The sequence below is a fragment of the Enterobacter sp. A8 genome (genome assembly GCF_004296595.1).
Classification (GTDB): Bacteria; Pseudomonadota; Gammaproteobacteria; order Enterobacterales; family Enterobacteriaceae; genus Enterobacter; species Enterobacter cloacae.
Window position 1 is genome coordinate 251,594 of record NZ_SCMF01000005.1, and the last position, 16,501, is coordinate 268,094.

The 16,501-nt window shown below is 54.5% G+C and carries 15 protein-coding genes; 10 read left to right on the top strand and 5 right to left on the bottom strand.

Annotated elements, in window-relative coordinates; all coding sequences use genetic code 11:
- Positions 1–16: 16 nt before the first annotated feature.
- Positions 17–1,009: a D-xylose ABC transporter substrate-binding protein gene (gene xylF, locus EQV24_RS19185; protein ID WP_013094963.1), complete on the bottom strand. Its 993-nt coding sequence runs from the start codon at positions 1,007–1,009 to the stop codon at positions 17–19.
- A gap of 370 nt (positions 1,010–1,379) precedes the next feature.
- On the opposite strand from xylF, the gene xylA reads away from it, so the two are divergent.
- The 4 genes from xylA to EQV24_RS19210 all read left to right on the top strand — a co-directional run bounded on the left by xylA (position 1,380) and on the right by EQV24_RS19210 (position 5,779).
- Complete coding sequence (gene xylA / locus EQV24_RS19195) at positions 1,380–2,702, top strand: xylose isomerase (RefSeq protein WP_014830210.1); 1,323 nt, start codon at positions 1,380–1,382, stop codon at positions 2,700–2,702.
- Between the two features lie 59 nt (positions 2,703–2,761).
- The gene (gene xylB / locus EQV24_RS19200; protein ID WP_038982531.1) at positions 2,762–4,216 is read left to right on the top strand and encodes a xylulokinase; all 1,455 of its coding nucleotides are present in this window, start codon (positions 2,762–2,764) and stop codon (positions 4,214–4,216) included.
- A gap of 103 nt (positions 4,217–4,319) precedes the next feature.
- A complete protein-coding gene (locus EQV24_RS19205) occupies positions 4,320–4,859 on the top strand; it encodes an isochorismatase family protein (RefSeq protein ID WP_020686540.1) in 540 nt (179 codons plus the stop codon).
- Positions 4,859–5,779, top strand: coding sequence for a helix-turn-helix domain-containing protein (locus EQV24_RS19210; RefSeq protein ID WP_040020961.1), 921 nt, complete (start codon positions 4,859–4,861; stop codon positions 5,777–5,779). The genes EQV24_RS19205 and EQV24_RS19210 overlap by 1 nt, the downstream gene beginning before the upstream one ends.
- Here the strand turns inward: EQV24_RS19210 and EQV24_RS19215 are convergent.
- On the bottom strand, positions 5,772–6,767 hold the full coding sequence (locus EQV24_RS19215) for an acyltransferase (RefSeq protein ID WP_029882714.1): 996 nt from the start codon (positions 6,765–6,767) through the stop codon (positions 5,772–5,774). The genes EQV24_RS19210 and EQV24_RS19215 overlap by 8 nt on opposite strands.
- 183 nt (positions 6,768–6,950) lie before the next feature.
- Between EQV24_RS19215 and EQV24_RS19220 the strand changes: the two genes are divergently transcribed.
- The 4 genes from EQV24_RS19220 (at position 6,951) to EQV24_RS19235 (ending at position 12,259) form a co-directional block, all read left to right on the top strand.
- On the top strand, positions 6,951–7,256 hold the full coding sequence (locus EQV24_RS19220) for a YsaB family lipoprotein (protein ID WP_023620070.1): 306 nt from the start codon (positions 6,951–6,953) through the stop codon (positions 7,254–7,256).
- A 160-nt stretch (positions 7,257–7,416) separates the two neighbouring features.
- The gene (glyQ, locus tag EQV24_RS19225; protein ID WP_003860141.1) at positions 7,417–8,328 is read left to right on the top strand and encodes a glycine--tRNA ligase subunit alpha; all 912 of its coding nucleotides are present in this window, start codon (positions 7,417–7,419) and stop codon (positions 8,326–8,328) included.
- A 9-nt stretch (positions 8,329–8,337) separates the two neighbouring features.
- The gene (glyS, locus tag EQV24_RS19230; protein ID WP_013094970.1) at positions 8,338–10,407 is read left to right on the top strand and encodes a glycine--tRNA ligase subunit beta; all 2,070 of its coding nucleotides are present in this window, start codon (positions 8,338–8,340) and stop codon (positions 10,405–10,407) included.
- Positions 10,408–10,639: 232 nt separating this feature from the next.
- Entirely contained in the window at positions 10,640–12,259 is a 1,620-nt protein-coding gene (locus EQV24_RS19235) for an ABC-F family ATP-binding cassette domain-containing protein (RefSeq protein ID WP_130626942.1), read from the top strand.
- A gap of 46 nt (positions 12,260–12,305) precedes the next feature.
- Here the strand turns inward: EQV24_RS19235 and EQV24_RS19240 are convergent, their stop codons facing one another.
- The gene (locus EQV24_RS19240) at positions 12,306–12,593 is read right to left on the bottom strand and encodes an HTH-type transcriptional regulator (RefSeq protein WP_013094972.1); all 288 of its coding nucleotides are present in this window, start codon (positions 12,591–12,593) and stop codon (positions 12,306–12,308) included.
- Between the two features lie 331 nt (positions 12,594–12,924).
- Here EQV24_RS19240 and EQV24_RS19245 point away from each other — a divergent pair, with 331 nt between their 5' ends.
- Together EQV24_RS19245 and cspA are read left to right on the top strand one after the other, a co-directional pair.
- Complete coding sequence (locus tag EQV24_RS19245) at positions 12,925–13,635, top strand: DUF3053 domain-containing protein (protein WP_013094974.1); 711 nt, start codon at positions 12,925–12,927, stop codon at positions 13,633–13,635.
- A gap of 246 nt (positions 13,636–13,881) precedes the next feature.
- Positions 13,882–14,094, top strand: a complete 213-nt coding sequence (cspA, locus tag EQV24_RS19250; RefSeq protein WP_003860775.1) for an RNA chaperone/antiterminator CspA — start codon at positions 13,882–13,884, stop codon at positions 14,092–14,094.
- Positions 14,095–14,152: 58 nt separating this feature from the next.
- On the opposite strand, the gene ghrB is transcribed toward cspA, so the two are convergent.
- Both ghrB and EQV24_RS19260 read right to left on the bottom strand, forming a co-directional pair.
- The gene (gene ghrB / locus EQV24_RS19255) at positions 14,153–15,127 is read right to left on the bottom strand and encodes a glyoxylate/hydroxypyruvate reductase GhrB (RefSeq protein ID WP_038982527.1); all 975 of its coding nucleotides are present in this window, start codon (positions 15,125–15,127) and stop codon (positions 14,153–14,155) included.
- 26 nt (positions 15,128–15,153) lie between these two features.
- Positions 15,154–16,434, bottom strand: coding sequence for an MFS transporter (locus tag EQV24_RS19260; protein ID WP_013094976.1), 1,281 nt, complete (start codon positions 16,432–16,434; stop codon positions 15,154–15,156).
- Positions 16,435–16,501: the final 67 nt, after the last annotated feature.

Sequence of the window (16,501 nt, forward strand, 5' to 3'; positions counted from 1 at the left end):
CAGGGGCTGCGCTGGATTACAGTTCACTCTTTTTGTGGAAACCGTCTTTGATAACGGTGGCGTCAATGTTCTCTTTATTGACTTCAATTGGCGTGAGCAGGCGTGCCGGCACATCTTTCAGACCGTTGTTCAGCGTCGCGTCGGCTTTCGGTTGTTTACCGTTCCCCAGCTCTACGGCGATCTCTGCAGCCGTGTTGGCCAGTTCAGTGATGGGCTTATACACCGTCATGGTCTGGGTGCCCGCAATGATGCGTTTTACACCGGCGAGATCCGCATCCTGGCCTGAAATGGCCACTTTCCCGGCCAGCCCCTGCGCGCTCAGCGCCTGAATGGCACCCCCGGCGGTGGCGTCGTTGGAGGCGACGACGGCATCAATTTTGTTGTTATTCGCGGTTAGCGCGTTTTCCATAATTTTCAGCGCGTTTTCAGGCAACCAGCCGTCCGCCCACTGATCGCCAACCACTTTAATCTTGCCGCTGTCGATATACGGCTTGAGGACTTTCATCTGGCCTTCGCGGAACAGTTTAGCGTTGTTATCCACCGGTGAGCCGCCCATCAGGAAATAATTGCCCTGCGGCACTTTATCGACCAGGCTTTTTGCCTGCAGTTCACCCACTTTTTCATTGTCGAACGAAATATAATAATCAATGTCCGCATTATTAATCATGCGATCATACGCCAGAACTTTAATCCCTTCTTGCTTCGCTTCTTTCACGACGTTACTTAATACCTGGCCGTTATAAGGGATAATGACCAGTACATCAACGCCACGGTTAATCATATTCTCAATTTGCGACATCTGCGTTTCTTCGTTGCCATTTGCAGACTGCACAAACACACTTGCGCCAAGTGATTCCGCTTTTTTAACAAAAATATCGCGATCTTTTTGCCAGCGCTCCAGACGCAGGTCGTCAATCGCCATGCCAATTTTGACCTCTTTGGCATGTCCTGCAAAGCTTGCAAGGAGGAGAGTAGTGCAGAGCGTTAGGGTCAGGTTCTTTATCTTCATAATTATTAGGCCTTTTGTAGGGGTATGTGTTGCTGAGATAAAAGAAACATTCACTGCTTAGACGCAGCAAATTTTTAACGCGGAAAGGCGGGCTGGCAATTACAGATTTTTATCTTCTCATTACGATATTTGGTTTATTTCTGAATTTATGACCGCGATCGGATTTTAAAATACGTAAGGTCTTAATTACATTTGATTATGGAATCTGCGCCGAAAAATAGTTTGCTTGCGCATTATTTTGCGAGCCAGCGCACAGTTGCGCATTCTCTCAATAGCAGTGTGAAATAACGTAATTGAGCAACCCAAAATGTCTATTCACTATTACTCCTGTATCAACGACTCGCCGCATACCCTGATTATGGAGCTCAATATGCAAGCTTATTTCGACCAACTCGATCGTGTTCGTTACGAAGGCCCGAAAACGACCAATCCTTTAGCATTTCGTCACTACAACCCGGATGAGCTGGTGCTGGGTAAGCGCATGGAAGATCATCTGCGCTTTGCCGCCTGTTACTGGCATACCTTCTGCTGGAACGGCGCCGATATGTTCGGTGTGGGTTCATTTGACCGCCCGTGGCAACAGCCGGGAGAGGCTATCGAGCTGGCGAAGCGCAAAGCGGATGTGGCATTTGAATTCTTCCACAAGCTGAACGTGCCGTATTACTGCTTCCATGACGTGGATGTGTCGCCGGAAGGCGCATCGCTGAAAGAGTACCTGAACAACTTTGCGCAGATGGTGGATGTGCTGGCGGCGAAGCAGCAGCAAAGTGGCGTGAAGCTGCTGTGGGGCACGGCTAACTGCTTCACGAACCCTCGCTATGGTGCCGGGGCAGCAACTAACCCGGATCCAGAAGTATTTAGCTGGGCGGCCACGCAGGTCGTGACCGCAATGAACGCCACGCATCAGTTGGGCGGCGAGAACTATGTTCTGTGGGGCGGACGTGAGGGTTATGAAACCCTGCTTAATACCGATCTGCGTCAGGAGCGCGAGCAGATTGGCCGCTTCATGCAGATGGTGGTTGAGCATAAGCATAAAATCGGTTTCCGCGGCACGCTGCTGATTGAACCGAAGCCACAGGAACCAACCAAGCATCAGTACGATTACGACGTCGCGACCGTGTACGGCTTCCTGAAGCAGTTCGGCCTGGAAAAAGAGATTAAAGTTAACATTGAAGCCAACCATGCCACCCTTGCGGGTCACTCTTTCCATCACGAAATTGCGTCTGCCATTGCGCTGGGTATCTTCGGCTCGGTCGATGCTAACCGTGGTGATGCGCAGCTGGGCTGGGATACTGACCAGTTCCCGAACAGCGTGGAAGAGAATGCGCTGGTGATGTATGAAATCATCAAAGCGGGTGGTTTCACTACCGGCGGCCTGAACTTTGACGCCAAAGTGCGTCGTCAGAGCACCGATAAATACGATCTGTTCTACGGCCACATTGGCGCGATGGATACCATGGCGCTGGCGCTAAAAGTCGCTGCGCGCATGATTGAAGACGGTGAGCTGGATAAACGTGTCGCGAAGCGTTATAGCGGCTGGAACAGTGAGCTGGGCCAGCAAATTTTGAAAGGCCAGTTATCGCTTGCGGAAATCGCGAAGTACGCTGAACAACATCAGCTGGCGCCGCAGCATCAGAGCGGACACCAGGAACTGCTGGAAAATCTGGTTAATCACTATTTGTTCGACAAGTAAAAACGTAGGCCCGGTAAGCGGAAGCGCCACCGGGCATTTCTGTCAAAGGAGCCACCACAATGTATATCGGGATTGATCTTGGCACATCGGGTGTGAAAGCCATCCTCTTAAGCGAGCAGGGTGACGTGTTGGCAACGCAGACTGAAAAACTGCAGGTTTCGCGTCCGCATCCGTTATGGTCGGAACAGGATCCGGAGCAGTGGTGGCAAGCGACGGATCGCGCAATCAAGGGGTTAGGTGAACAGCACAGTTTGCGTGAGGTCACCGCGCTGGGTATCGCCGGACAGATGCACGGCGCTACGCTGCTGGACAGCCAGCATCGTGTGCTGCGCCCTGCGATCCTCTGGAACGATGGCCGCTGTGCGGAAGAGTGCGCGCTCCTGGAAGAGCGAGTGCCTGCGTCCCGTGACATCACCGGCAACCTGATGATGCCCGGCTTCACCGCGCCGAAGCTCCTCTGGGTGCAACGCCATGAGCCGGAGATTTTCCGTCAGGTGGCGAAGGTCTTACTGCCAAAAGATTATCTGCGTTTTCGCATGACGGGGGATTTTGCCAGCGACATGTCCGACGCCGCCGGCACCATGTGGCTCGACGTGGCGAAACGCGACTGGAGCGAGGCGATGCTGGATGCCTGTCATCTCACCCGTGAGCATATGCCCGCACTCTTTGAAGGCAGCGAAATTACCGGCACCTTACAGTCCGCCATAGCGGAACGCTGGAATATGCCTGCTGTGCCGGTGGTGGCTGGCGGCGGGGATAATGCGGCGGGCGCCGTGGGTGTCGGCATGGTTGATGCGGGCCAGGCCATGCTGTCTCTCGGCACCTCTGGCGTCTATTTTGCCGTCAGCGACGGATATCGCAGCAACCCGGAAAGCGCGGTGCACAGTTTTTGCCATGCGCTGCCAGGAAAATGGCATTTGATGTCGGTGATGCTCAGTGCAGCTTCTTGCCTGGACTGGGCGGCGAAGCTGACCGGGATGGCCGATGTTCCTGCATTGATTACCGCAGCACAGCAGGCGGATGAAAACGCTGGTACCGTCTGGTTTTTACCGTATCTCTCCGGTGAGCGTACACCGCACAACAACCCGGAAGCGAAAGGGGTATTTTTTGGCTTAACCCATCAGCACGGTCCTGCGGAACTGGCGCGTGCGGTTCTGGAAGGCGTGGGCTATGCGCTGGCGGATGGAATGGACGTGGTGCATGACTGCGGCCTGAAACCAGCAAGCATCACCCTGATCGGCGGCGGCGCACGCAGCAGCTACTGGCGCCAGATGCTCTCTGATATCAGTGGATTGCAGCTGGACTATCGTACCGGGGGCGATGTGGGCCCGGCGCTGGGTGCCGCGCGGCTGGCGCAGATAGCCATGAACCCGGACAAACCGCTTTCGCAACTGTTGCCACAGCTCACGCTGGAACAGGCTCATCTGCCCGACGCAACTCGCCACGCGCGATATGCTGAAAGGCGCGATGTGTTCCGCAAAATTTATCAGCAGTTGCTGCCGCTGATGTCATAAGCGTGATTGTCTGTCAGAGGCACGAGGATGTCCTTTTTTGGTCTGTCCGCGTGCCTGTTTCCTCGCCAGTATGTATTTATACCCACTGGCGAGGAGCACCATCATGTCACGTATTGCATTAATCAACATCGATACCCAACAGTCTTTTCATCACCGCGATTACTGGCAGGAGCAAGATGTTCCGGCCTTTCAGCAGGCAATGCTGGGGCTGACAGAAGGCTGTCAGTCTCGCGGTATTCCCGTCGTTGATATTTTCCATGTGGATGAAAAAGGCCCTTTCTCACTGCAAAGCGGCTATGTCAAACCGATGGCCTTTTTACGTCATCAGCCGGATGTGGTTTTCCAGAAACATGTTCATAATGCCTTCACGGATACGGGCCTGGATCGCTGGCTGCGCGAGCGTGATATCAACCAGCTGATCCTATGCGGTATTCGCACTGAACAGTGCTGCGAAACCACCGCACGGGTGGCATCCGATTTGGGTTATGCTGTGACCTTTGTTAGCGAGGCAATGCTCACGTTTCCTATGACGTACAAGGGCGTAACCCTTAGCGCTGCGGAAATTCGTCATCGTACCGAAACGGTACTGTCAGGGCGATTTGCCGCGATTAAAACGGTAGCGGAGACGCTGGAGTCACTGTAATGCGCATCGACGTTTGGTTCGTTATGTTGCCCGGGGTGTTGTCATTAGACATGACTGGCCCGGCAGAAACCTTTGTCCTGGCAGGCGATGCGTTTTGTCTGCATTACATTGGTCCGCAACCTGAGGTGCAAACGTCGATTGGTTTGATGATGAGCGGTATCGCGCCATTACCGGAAAGGCTTCCGGAAGGGAGCCTGCTGGTTCTGCCTGGTGTAAGCGACTCCCGCGTTCAGTTTTCTACGCCGCAGGCGATGCAGATCCAGCACTGGCTGATGCGCCTGCAGCCGGCTATTCAGCGTCAGGATATCACCGTGATGTGCGTCTGCTCAGGGGCTTTGCTGGCAGCAAAATCAGGGCTGCTGAACAACCGGCAGTGCACAACGCATCATGAGGTTATCGGCCGTTTACGCGTTGCCGCCCCCACGGCGACGATCAAAGAGAACCGGATATTCGTGCAGGATGAGAATGTCTGGACCAGCGCAGGGATCACCTCGGGTATCGACCTGGCGCTGCATATGATTAACCGTCTGTGCGGGCCAGAAAAGGCGCTGGCCGTGGCACGCGAGATGGTGGTCTGGTTCCGCCGGTCCGGGGACGATCCGCAGCTATCGCCATGGTTACGCTATCGCAATCATCTTCATCCGGCTATCCACCGTGCTCAGGATGCGCTAACCGCAGACCCGCAAAAAGCGTGGAACGTGCCGGATATTGCCGCGCTGGCGCATGTCAGCCCGCGCCATTTAACCCGTCTTTTCCAGACGCATTTGGGGATAAGCGTTCGCGATTACCTGGAGCAGTTGCGTCTGGCGGTGGCGGAGCAATGGCTATTGCAGGGGCGCGGCGTGGAGCAGGCCTCACTGGCGGCAGGGTTTTCCTCCCCGCGCCAGTTTCATCGGGCCCGACAGCGCGTCGTTAACTGACGAAGCGGCGGGTGTCTAGCTTCTGTAGCAGCATCGACAGCAACAGGCTCACGACCAGTGTGGCGGAGAAAATCCAGACGATGTCCAGCACTGGCCAGCTTTTGAGTTCAACGCCTCTCGTGCGTAGTGCGTGGATCACCAGCGCGTGAAAACCATAAATCCCCAGCGAGTGCCGCGAGATAAAACCCAGCACGGGAAGAGGGCGCGCATTCAGGGTGTTTTTAACGAGCGTCAGCAGGGAAACGGCACAAATGAAGACCATCGGCCCGCAGTACAGGTACCATGTATCGGCAAAATTGCCGCGCCATTGCAGCTCATGCAGCGTCCCGCGTGAAATGATAATCACCCCGATGATAAACAACGCGCCACATAGCCAGCTGATACCCCGCTTTTGGGTATCCATCATCCCGATGGCGCGCCCCAGCATGCCGTAGAGCACGTAGTAAAACGTATCGCCATTGATGTAGAGGTTTACCGGTAGCCACTCAAAACCGTCGATTTTCTGTGAGACGGTATTCGGATTGGCGATGATTCCTATCACCACCATCAGCGCCAGAAGCATCTTTCCGCTGACGTTTTTTACCTGAATCAACGGTGATACCAGGTAGATAACGATAATGGCGAAGAAAAACCACAGGTGGTAAAACACCGGCTTTTGCAGCAGATATTTGAGTGACAGGCCGGGGCTAATGGAGGTAAACAGCGTGATGTAAATCAGCGCGACGGCGCTATAAAAGCCGAGACACGCGGCGATACGAATAAAATGTCGCGGTTGTGCGCTACGCTCGCCAAAAAAGAGAAAGCCGGAAATCATAAAGAACAGCGGAACGCTGACACGCGACGCGGAGTTGAGAATATTCGCGACATCCCAGTTAACAGGGCTGATACTGTGTGCGTTCGTAACATACCAGGTCGTCGTGTGGATCATCACCACCATCAGACACGCTATTCCTCGCAGATTATCAATCCAGCTAATTTTTGACTGCATCAGTTCCTCTTTTTCCCTGTAAATAGAGTGTGACTGCTATTGTGTAAAAGTCTTTCCTTGGAAAAATCTGAGTTTTATAACGCGGACTTGTCTGGCCATCGCGAGATTCGCAGAATGCCAGACCGTAATCTATAAAAGCTTTGCTACTAAAAATAACAGCCACTGACCGGGTCGGTAATAAAAATGATGATGAAGCGTGTGGGGTCACTCTTTCTGCTGGTGGTACTGGCCGGATGCAGTACGCCTCAGGAAGCACCTGCGCAAAAAGCGCAGCAGGGCAAAATGAGCCCGGAACGTTCGTTGAATATGGAACAGCTGTGTAAAGATCAGGCGGCTCACCGCTATAACCTGGATACCCAGAAAATTGATGTCACCGGCTTTGAGCGTTTTCAGGGCAGCTATGAGCTTCGGGGCCATACCTCTCGTAAAGAGGGCTTTGTCTGCTCGTTTGATGCGGACGGCCAGTTTTTACATCTCTCCATGCGCTAATCTGCTCGCATAATCGACAGCCAGACGCTCGACGCGTTCTGGCTCGAACGCTTATTTCCCAATTTTCCCTAAACAACCCCGTTTCGTACTGTATATCTTGCAGCCAGCGGGTATACTGGTCCCTTCCATTTAAAACCACACGTATCCAGCACGAAATACTATGCAAAAGTTTGATACCAAGACCTTCCAGGGCCTGATCCTGACCTTACAGGATTACTGGGCTCGCCAGGGCTGCACCATTGTTCAACCTTTGGACATGGAAGTCGGCGCAGGCACCTCACACCCGATGACCAGCTTACGCGCGTTGGGGCCAGAGCCAATGGCGACTGCTTATGTGCAGCCTTCCCGTCGTCCGACCGATGGCCGTTACGGCGAAAACCCGAACCGTCTGCAGCACTACTATCAGTTCCAGGTGGTAATTAAGCCATCGCCAGACAATATTCAGGAACTGTACCTTGGGTCACTGAAAGAGCTGGGTATGGATCCGACCATTCACGACATTCGTTTCGTGGAAGATAACTGGGAAAACCCAACGCTGGGTGCCTGGGGGCTGGGTTGGGAAGTGTGGCTGAACGGCATGGAAGTGACCCAGTTTACCTACTTCCAGCAGGTTGGCGGTCTGGAATGTAAGCCGATCACCGGTGAAATCACCTACGGTCTGGAACGTCTGGCAATGTACATTCAGGGCGTGGACAGCGTTTACGACCTGGTCTGGAGCGACGGCCCGCTGGGTAAAACCACTTACGGCGACGTGTTCCATCAGAACGAAGTGGAGCAATCCACCTATAACTTCGAATACGCGGACGTGGACTTCCTGTTCACCTGCTTCGAGCAGTACGAGAAAGAAGCGCAGCAACTGCTGGCGCTGGAGACTCCGCTGCCGCTGCCTGCCTACGAGCGTATTCTGAAGGCCGCCCACAGCTTCAACCTGCTGGACGCCCGCAAAGCGATCTCCGTGACTGAACGTCAGCGCTACATTCTGCGTATTCGTACCCTGACCAAAGCCGTTGCAGAAGCTTACTATGCGTCCCGTGAAGCCCTTGGCTTCCCGATGTGCAACCGAAACAAATAAGAGGCGGCCATGTCTGAGAAAACTTTCCTGGTGGAAATTGGCACCGAAGAGCTGCCACCAAAAGCCCTGCGCAGCCTGGCTGAATCTTTTGCTGCGAACGTGACTGCCGAGCTGGATAACGCTGGCCTGGCGCACGGTAAAATTGAGTGGTTTGCTGCTCCGCGTCGTCTGGCGCTGAAGGTAGCAAATCTGGCGGCATCTCAGCCGGATCGTGAAGTGGAAAAACGTGGCCCGGCGATTGCCCAGGCGTTCGATGCGGAAGGTAAGCCAAGCAAAGCGGCAGAAGGCTGGGCGCGCGGTTGCGGTATTACCGTTGACCAGGCCGAGCGTCTGACCACTGACAAAGGCGAATGGCTGCTGTATCGCGCTCACGTAAAAGGTGAACGCGCAGAAGCACTGCTGCCAAACATGATCGCCACTTCGCTGGCTAAGCTACCCATTCCTAAGCTGATGCGCTGGGGCGCGTCCGACGTACACTTCGTGCGTCCGGTACACACCGTGACCCTGCTGCTGGGCGACACCGTTATTCCGGCAACCATTCTGGGCGTGGCGTCCGATCGCGTCATTCGCGGGCACCGCTTCATGGGCGAGCCAGAGTTCACCATCGACAATGCCGACCAGTATCCGCAGATCCTGCTGGAGCGCGGTAAAGTCATTGCTGATTACGAACAGCGTAAAGCTAAAATTAAAGCGGACGCAGAAGAAGCGGCGCGCAAGATTGGCGGTAACGCTGACCTGAGCGACAGCCTGCTGGAAGAAGTCACCTCGCTGGTGGAATGGCCGGTTGTGCTGACCGCGAAGTTCGAAGAGAAATTCCTCGCGGTTCCGGCAGAAGCGCTGGTATACACCATGAAGGGTGACCAGAAATACTTCCCGGTTTATGCCAACGACGGCAAGCTGCTGCCAAACTTTATCTTCGTGGCGAACATCGAATCGAAAGATCCGCAGCAGATTATCTCCGGTAACGAGAAAGTGGTGCGTCCACGTCTGGCGGATGCGGAGTTCTTCTTCAATACCGACCGTAAAAAACGTCTGGAAGATAACCTGCCGCGCCTGCAGACCGTGCTGTTCCAGCAGCAGTTGGGTACGCTGCGCGACAAGACCGACCGTATCGCGGAGCTGTCCGGCTGGATCGCCCGTGAAATTGGCGCGGACGTTAACCATGCCACCCGTGCGGGTCTGCTCTCCAAGTGCGACCTGATGACCAATATGGTCTTTGAGTTTACCGACACCCAGGGCGTTATGGGTATGCACTACGCGCGTCACGATGGCGAAGCGGAAGATGTGGCGGTCGCCCTGAACGAACAGTATCAGCCGCGCTTTGCAGGCGATGAACTGCCGTCTAACCCGGTTGCCTGTGCGGTCGCGATTGCCGATAAAATGGATACCCTGGCGGGGATCTTCGGTATCGGCCAGCATCCGAAAGGGGATAAAGACCCGTTCGCGCTGCGTCGTGCGGCGCTGGGCGTGCTGCGTATCATCGTTGAGAAGAACCTGAACCTCGATCTGCAGACTCTGACTGAAGAAGCGGTGCGTCTGTACGGTGACAAGCTGACCAATGCCAACGTGGTGGATGACGTGATCGACTTTATGCTCGGTCGCTTCCGCGCATGGTATCAGGACGAAGGTTACACTGTGGATACCATTCAGGCGGTGCTGGCGCGTCGTCCAACGCGTCCGGCTGACTTCGATGCGCGTATGAAGGCGGTTTCTCACTTCCGTACGCTGGAAGCGGCATCTGCCCTGGCGGCGGCGAACAAGCGTGTCTCCAACATTCTGGCGAAATCTGACGAAACGCTGAATGAGCGTGTGAACGCCGCGACGCTGAAAGAGCCGGAAGAGATCGCCCTGGCGATGCAGGTTGTGGTGCTGCGTGACAAGCTGGAGCCATACTTCGCAGAAGGCCGTTATCAGGAAGCGCTGGTAGAACTGGCGGAACTGCGTGACGTTATCGACGCCTTCTTCGAAAAAGTGATGGTCAACGTGGAAGATAAAGATCTGCGTATTAACCGTCTCTCTATGCTCGAAAAACTGCGTGAGCTGTTCCTGCGCGTGGCGGATATCTCGCTGCTGCAGTAATGTGCCCGCCGGGCGGGTACAGGCTAAAAACCCGCTTCGGCGGGTTTTTTCATGGCGTGCGGGTGAAAATTTAATCTTGAAATGGTCAACATATTACCGCTATCCTTATCGGCGTTAACTTTCTCCCTCAGGAGCGCATTCCGAAAATGAACAAACACGACTGATGAATTTCGATCCTTGCTAAACGCGACCGCGTCGGCAGGGGATGTTTTGATTTCATTCAGGAGTGCTTATGGCTCATTTTGCGCAGTCCCCTTCTTTTATTTTGCATCAGGTCACCTGTCAGTTTGCGACGGGCGATATTCTTTTTGGCCCGCTGAACCTCTCTCTGGAGACATCCCTGTGTGCGCTCGTTGGTCGTAATGGCAGCGGGAAAACGCGTCTGCTGCGCATGCTGGCGGGGCTGGATGAACCTGCCAGTGGTCATATTGAGCGTTTTGCCTCACATGTCTATGTGGCACAACAGCAGGATATCTCCCCACAGACAACGCTTGCTGAACTGCTTGGTTATGACGCGATTTTTGCAGCGCGTAAGCGCATCGATCGCGGCGATTACCAGCCTGACGATCTGGAGATGCTCGACGGCTACTGGGATTTAGCAGAACGCCTGAACGAGGCGTTTCTCCAGGCGAAACTGCCACCGTTTGACCCCGATAAACCTGCCGCCGAATTCAGCGGTGGCGAGCGGATCCGTGCCCTGTTGTGCGGTGCATTTACGGCTGAGGCGGATTTCCTGTTGCTGGATGAACCCACCAACCATCTGGATCGACAAGGCCGGGCGTGGTTTTACGACCAGTTGAGCCGTTATCAGGGCGGCGTGCTGGTTGCCTCTCACGATCGTGAGCTACTGACGCAGGTGCCACGTATTCTTGAGCTGAGCGCCTCCGGGCTGCGCAGCTACGGCGGCAATTATGCAGACTATAAACAGCAACGGGATGCCGAACAGCAGGCTGCCCGCGCGGCGCTGGAGCATGCGGCAACGGAGCGCAAACGCACCCGCGCGCGAATGCAAAAAGAGCATGATGACAGCCAGCGGCGTTCGGCGAAGACCATACGCACGGTCGATACCCTGAATATCGCGTCGTTTGAGCGGGTCAAATATAAAGCGGCGGCAAAAGAGCGTATCGGCTCGTGGAAAAAACAGCACAGCGATCAAAACGATGCGCTGAATGCCGCGGTAAACAAGGCGCGGGAACGGGTTGAAGAGGACGCCCCGATCATGTTTACCCTGCCGGGAAGCCAGATTGCTGAGGGAAAACAGGTGCTGGTGCTGGAGGAACTGCAATTGCCGCATGTCTCACTTCCGCCAATGAACTGGCGGATGGACGGCCCGATGCGCGTGGCGCTCAGGGGGCCCAATGGCTGCGGTAAATCAACGCTGTTAAAAGTCATCCTCGGTGAAACCGCACCCCGTGCAGGCAGTTGTAAGGTATCGGTGACGTGTGCGTATCTCGATCAGCACCTGTCGCAGCTGGATCTGACGCTGTCGGTGATGGCACATCTCAATCTGAGCAATACGCCGCTGGAAGAGGGGATGTTGCGTACCCGCCTGGCACAGCTTCAACTGGGGGCAGATAAAGTCTCACTGCCGCTGGCAGAGTTGAGCGGAGGTGAGCGTCTGAAAGCCGCCCTGGCCTGCGTGTTGTGGCGCGAGCATGCCACGCAGCTTTTACTGCTTGATGAACCGACCAACCATCTGGACCTGGCATCGGTCCAGGCGATTGAAGCGGCGCTGGCCGGTTTCCCCGGAGCACTGCTGGTGGTGTCCCATGATGAAAGCTTTCTGCAAGGGTTGGCGTTAACGCATGAACTGGTGTGGGAGGAGACGGGCTGGCGTTGTGAAGGCCTTTAAAACACAAACCCCCGCAAAGGCGGGGGCGGTAATTCACGGTACTGCATCACGCTATCTGTTTGCTGAGTGCAGGGTTGGCCTGAATCAGGCGCATCAGCTTTAACTCGGTTGGCGTGGGTTTCTCTCGTTTCGACTCCCACTCCAGCACCATCGCTACGCTGACACCCATCGCTCTGGCGAATTCATCTGTTTTTAAACCTGTCCCTTTGCGCAATTGCTCATATTCTGTAAAGGGATTGGATTTCTGTTGCAGGGTCACTGTCTGCGGTACATCTTTAAAAATAATCTGTTCCAGGCTGCTCAGCAGCTCAAACTCAGGATCTTTATATTCCATTGAGAACTCCTCTTAAATCACACACCGGGATCAAGAACATCAGAGAGCCCATTAAGAATAGTCCCTAATACAAACGAAGGATCATCACGCTTGTGATTAATCGTGCGGTAACGATCGCTTTATCCGTTTCAGCTATGCGGATAGTTATGCTAATTACCTGATTAACCATATGTCGGCTTCGCAAGGTATTTTTTTGTAAAGAGTAAGAAATAAAATGGCAATAGCCGTTTTGCATGAAAAGAGTATCTTGCAGCGCTGACCTGGACTATCCTTGTCAGCGTTGGGCACGCGTGTGCCGATGTGCGCTTTTTTGGGTGAAAGGAGTAATGAAATGGCGACAGGAAAGTCCTGCTCTCGCTGGTTTGCGCCTATTGCGGCGTTGTTGATGGTTGTTAGCCTGAGTGGGTGTTTTGATAAAGAAGGCGATCAGCGCAAAGCGTTTATCGATTTTCTGCAGAATACAGTGATGCGCAGCGGCGAGCGTTTGCCGACGCTGACTGCGGATCAGAAAAAACAGTTTGGCCCCTTCGTGTCTGATTACGCCATTCTGTATGGTTATTCACAGCAGGTAAGCCAGGCGATGGACTCCGGCATTCGTCCGGTTGTGGATAGCGTTAACGCCATCCGTGTCCCGCAGGATTATGTCACCCAACGTGAACCGCTTCGCCAGTCTAACGGTGCGCTCGGCGTGCTGAGCCAGCAATTGCAGAACGCGAAAATGCAGGCTGACGCGTCACGTTCCGCGCTGAAACAGGGCGATGATCTCAAACCGGTCTTCGACAAAGTGTATGAGAAAGTGGTGACCAAACCTTCGGATGCCCTGCAACCGCTGATCCCCGCCGCGCAGATCTTCACGCAGCAGCTGGTTCAGGTAGGGGATTTTATCTCCCAGCAGGGAACGCAGGTGAGCTTTGTTGCCAACGGTATTCAGTTCCCAACCTCGCAGCAGGCGAGTCAGTACAATACGCTGATTGGGCCGCTGGCCTCCCAGCACCAGGCCTTTAGTCAGGCGTGGAGCGCAGCCGTCGCTGCCACAGAATAAACCGAAAAAACCCCGCTTCAGGCGGGGTTTTTTACTTATGACTAAAATAACGCTTGTCATTCCTCTACCACATCGGTATAACTGTTCGCGTCGGTTTGTTACACAGACCTAAAGCAGTTTAGTAAAGCAGTCCAGATTGTTATCCATAGATACCCTTCGTAGTGACCCTTCCTTCATCGCTTAAAAATCTGTAACGCAACCCATCAAGCCGGAAGGCACAATATATTTGTTAATTAAGGTAATTCTATGTCTGCTAAAATGACTGGTCTGGTAAAATGGTTCAACGCTGATAAAGGTTTCGGCTTCATCACTCCTGACGATGGCTCTAAAGACGTGTTCGTACACTTCTCTGCTATCCAGAACGATGGCTACAAATCTCTGGACGAAGGTCAGAAAGTGTCCTTCACCATCGAAAGCGGCGCTAAAGGCCCAGCAGCTGGTAACGTTGTAAGCCTGTAAGCTTCCAACCCAGTAGCAAAGAATTTAAAAACCCGCCTTCTGGCGGGTTTTTTCGTTTCTACTGTTGGACCTGTGGATTGACGCAGTTTTTCTCCACGTTTCCGTTCAGCGCGGCGATCAGATTATCCACCGCGGTGGCCGCCATGTTGTAACGCGTCTCGTGCGTCGCAGAACCAATATGGGGCAGCGCGACCACGTTAGGCAGCGAAAGCAGCGGCGAATCCACCGGCAGCGGCTCCTGTTCAAACACGTCCAGACCGGCCGCATGGATCTCACCGTTTTGTAGCGCCTCAATTAACGCCTTCTCATCAACGACCGGGCCACGACCCGCATTGATGAAAATGGCGGATTTCTTCATCTTTTCAAACGCCGCTTTGCCAATCAGATGCCGGGTTTCGTCCGTCAGAGGCAGGATCAGACAGACAAAATCCGCTTCCTGCAACAGCGTATCCAACTCGCAATAGCGGGCGTTGAAGCGTTCTTCGGCTTCGCTGTGATGGCGACGTGCGTTATACAGAATCGGCATGTTAAAACCGAAATGCGCACGCTGCGCCAGCGCCAGGCCGATCCGGCCCATGCCAACAATCCCCAGCGTTTTGCCATGAACATCCACACCGAACCAGTCCGGGCCGATGCTTTTTGTCCACTCGCCCGCTTTGACGCGATCGGCCACCTCCACCACGCGGCGGGCAGTGCTGAGCATCAGCGCCATCAGCGTGTCGGCCACGGTCTCCGTCAGGGCATGTGGCGTATGCATCAGCAGAATGTTGCGCGCGTTGAGGGCGTCCACGTCAAAATTGTCGTAACCCACGGAAACGGTTGAGGTAGCACGAAGCTTCGGCATTTTTTCCAGCAACGCGACATCCACTTTTTCGCTTGAACCCAGCAGGCCTTCGGCCCGGGCGAACGCCCCGGTGTGTTGTGCCACCGTCTCCGGGCTTAGGTTCTTCACCTGCGTGACGGCGAAGTGTTCTTCCAGGCGTTTTTGCAGATCATCAGGCAGTGCTTTATACAAAATGACGGACGGCTTCATGCTTATCTCCGTTGATTTTTAATGATTCAGGCGTGGCGTGCGCCGACGGGGAGTTGTTGATTATTAGCAGGCTTAACAATCAGAGTAAGCCATACTGAGGCGAAAAGTGCCACTCCCATAAAGATGTATGAGGCTGACGGGCTGCCGGTTGCACCGTTAAGGTAACCGACGAACCAGGAGCCGCAGAACGAACCGAGCGCACCCATACTGTTAATCAGTGCCATCGCGCCGCCTGCCACATTACGCGGCAGCATCTCCGGGATGATGGCGAAGAAGGGACCATACGGGGCGTACATCGCCGCACCGGCAATCACCAGCAGCGTATAGGAGACCCAGAAGTGGTTTGCGCCCACGGCCCAGGAGCCGATGAAAGCAAAGGCAGCGATCAGCAGCAGTGGCCAGACAAACAGCTTACGATTTTGCAGTTTGTCCGATGCCCAGGAGACGATGATCATCGCGATAGTTGCCGCCAGATAGGGCACGGAGGAGAGCCAGCCGACTTCCACCATACCGAGATTTTCCCCGCCGCTGCGGATAATTGACGGCAACCACAGTACGAAACCGTACACGCCGATACTCCAGGTAAAATACTGCGCGCACAGCAGGATCACGTTGCGGGAGCGGAAGGCTTCGCCATAGTTACGCACCGCCTTCAGCCCTTGCTGCTCTTTATCCAGCTGCGCCTGCAGTGCGGCTTTTTCATCTTCGGAGAGCCATTTCGCCTGAGCAGGCTTATCTTTTACCAGCACCCACCAGCAGAAGGCCCAGATGATTGCCGGCACCCCTTCGATGATAAACATCTCACGCCAGCCGAAAGACTGGATCAGGTAGCCGGACACCACTGACATCCACAGTACGGTGACCGGGTTACCGAGGATCAGGAAGGTGTTCGCACGGGAACGTTCAGATTTGGTAAACCAGTTGCTGATGTAGATCAGCATTGCGGGCATCACCGCCGCCTCAACTACCCCAAGGATAAAGCGAATAGCGGCCAGGGCAGGGATATTATTGACCACGCCGGTAAGCGACGCGCAGGCGCCCCACAGGATCAGACAGACGAAGATCAGCTTACGCACGCTGCGGCGTTCGGCGTAGATCGCGCCGGGGATCTGGAAGAAGAAGTAGCCCAGGAAGAAAAGGGCGCCCAGCAGAGATGAAATACCTTTGGTGATCCCAAGGTCTTCGGTGATCCCCGCAGCGGATGCGAAACTGAAGTTGGCACGATCAAGGTACGCCAGGCTGTACGTGATAAACACGATTGGCATGATGTACCACCAGCGTTTTACTGCATTGGTCGAACTGTTCATAGGCTTGCCTCTGTTGTTGAGGTTGTTACCGCCGTTGTCTGTAGGGTACACGGTGGTTTAATTATAT

Coding starts and splice junctions, on each gene's coding strand:
- xylF (WP_013094963.1), bottom strand. CDS start 1,009: ATGAAGATAAAGAACCTGACCCTAACGCTCTGCACTACTCTCCTCCTT.
- xylA (WP_014830210.1), top strand. CDS start 1,380: ATGCAAGCTTATTTCGACCAACTCGATCGTGTTCGTTACGAAGGCCCG.
- xylB (WP_038982531.1), top strand. CDS start 2,762: ATGTATATCGGGATTGATCTTGGCACATCGGGTGTGAAAGCCATCCTC.
- EQV24_RS19205 (WP_020686540.1), top strand. CDS start 4,320: ATGTCACGTATTGCATTAATCAACATCGATACCCAACAGTCTTTTCAT.
- EQV24_RS19210 (WP_040020961.1), top strand. CDS start 4,859: ATGCGCATCGACGTTTGGTTCGTTATGTTGCCCGGGGTGTTGTCATTA.
- EQV24_RS19215 (WP_029882714.1), bottom strand. CDS start 6,767: ATGCAGTCAAAAATTAGCTGGATTGATAATCTGCGAGGAATAGCGTGT.
- EQV24_RS19220 (WP_023620070.1), top strand. CDS start 6,951: ATGATGATGAAGCGTGTGGGGTCACTCTTTCTGCTGGTGGTACTGGCC.
- glyQ (WP_003860141.1), top strand. CDS start 7,417: ATGCAAAAGTTTGATACCAAGACCTTCCAGGGCCTGATCCTGACCTTA.
- glyS (WP_013094970.1), top strand. CDS start 8,338: ATGTCTGAGAAAACTTTCCTGGTGGAAATTGGCACCGAAGAGCTGCCA.
- EQV24_RS19235 (WP_130626942.1), top strand. CDS start 10,640: ATGGCTCATTTTGCGCAGTCCCCTTCTTTTATTTTGCATCAGGTCACC.
- EQV24_RS19240 (WP_013094972.1), bottom strand. CDS start 12,593: ATGGAATATAAAGATCCTGAGTTTGAGCTGCTGAGCAGCCTGGAACAG.
- EQV24_RS19245 (WP_013094974.1), top strand. CDS start 12,925: ATGGCGACAGGAAAGTCCTGCTCTCGCTGGTTTGCGCCTATTGCGGCG.
- cspA (WP_003860775.1), top strand. CDS start 13,882: ATGTCTGCTAAAATGACTGGTCTGGTAAAATGGTTCAACGCTGATAAA.
- ghrB (WP_038982527.1), bottom strand. CDS start 15,127: ATGAAGCCGTCCGTCATTTTGTATAAAGCACTGCCTGATGATCTGCAA.
- EQV24_RS19260 (WP_013094976.1), bottom strand. CDS start 16,434: ATGAACAGTTCGACCAATGCAGTAAAACGCTGGTGGTACATCATGCCA.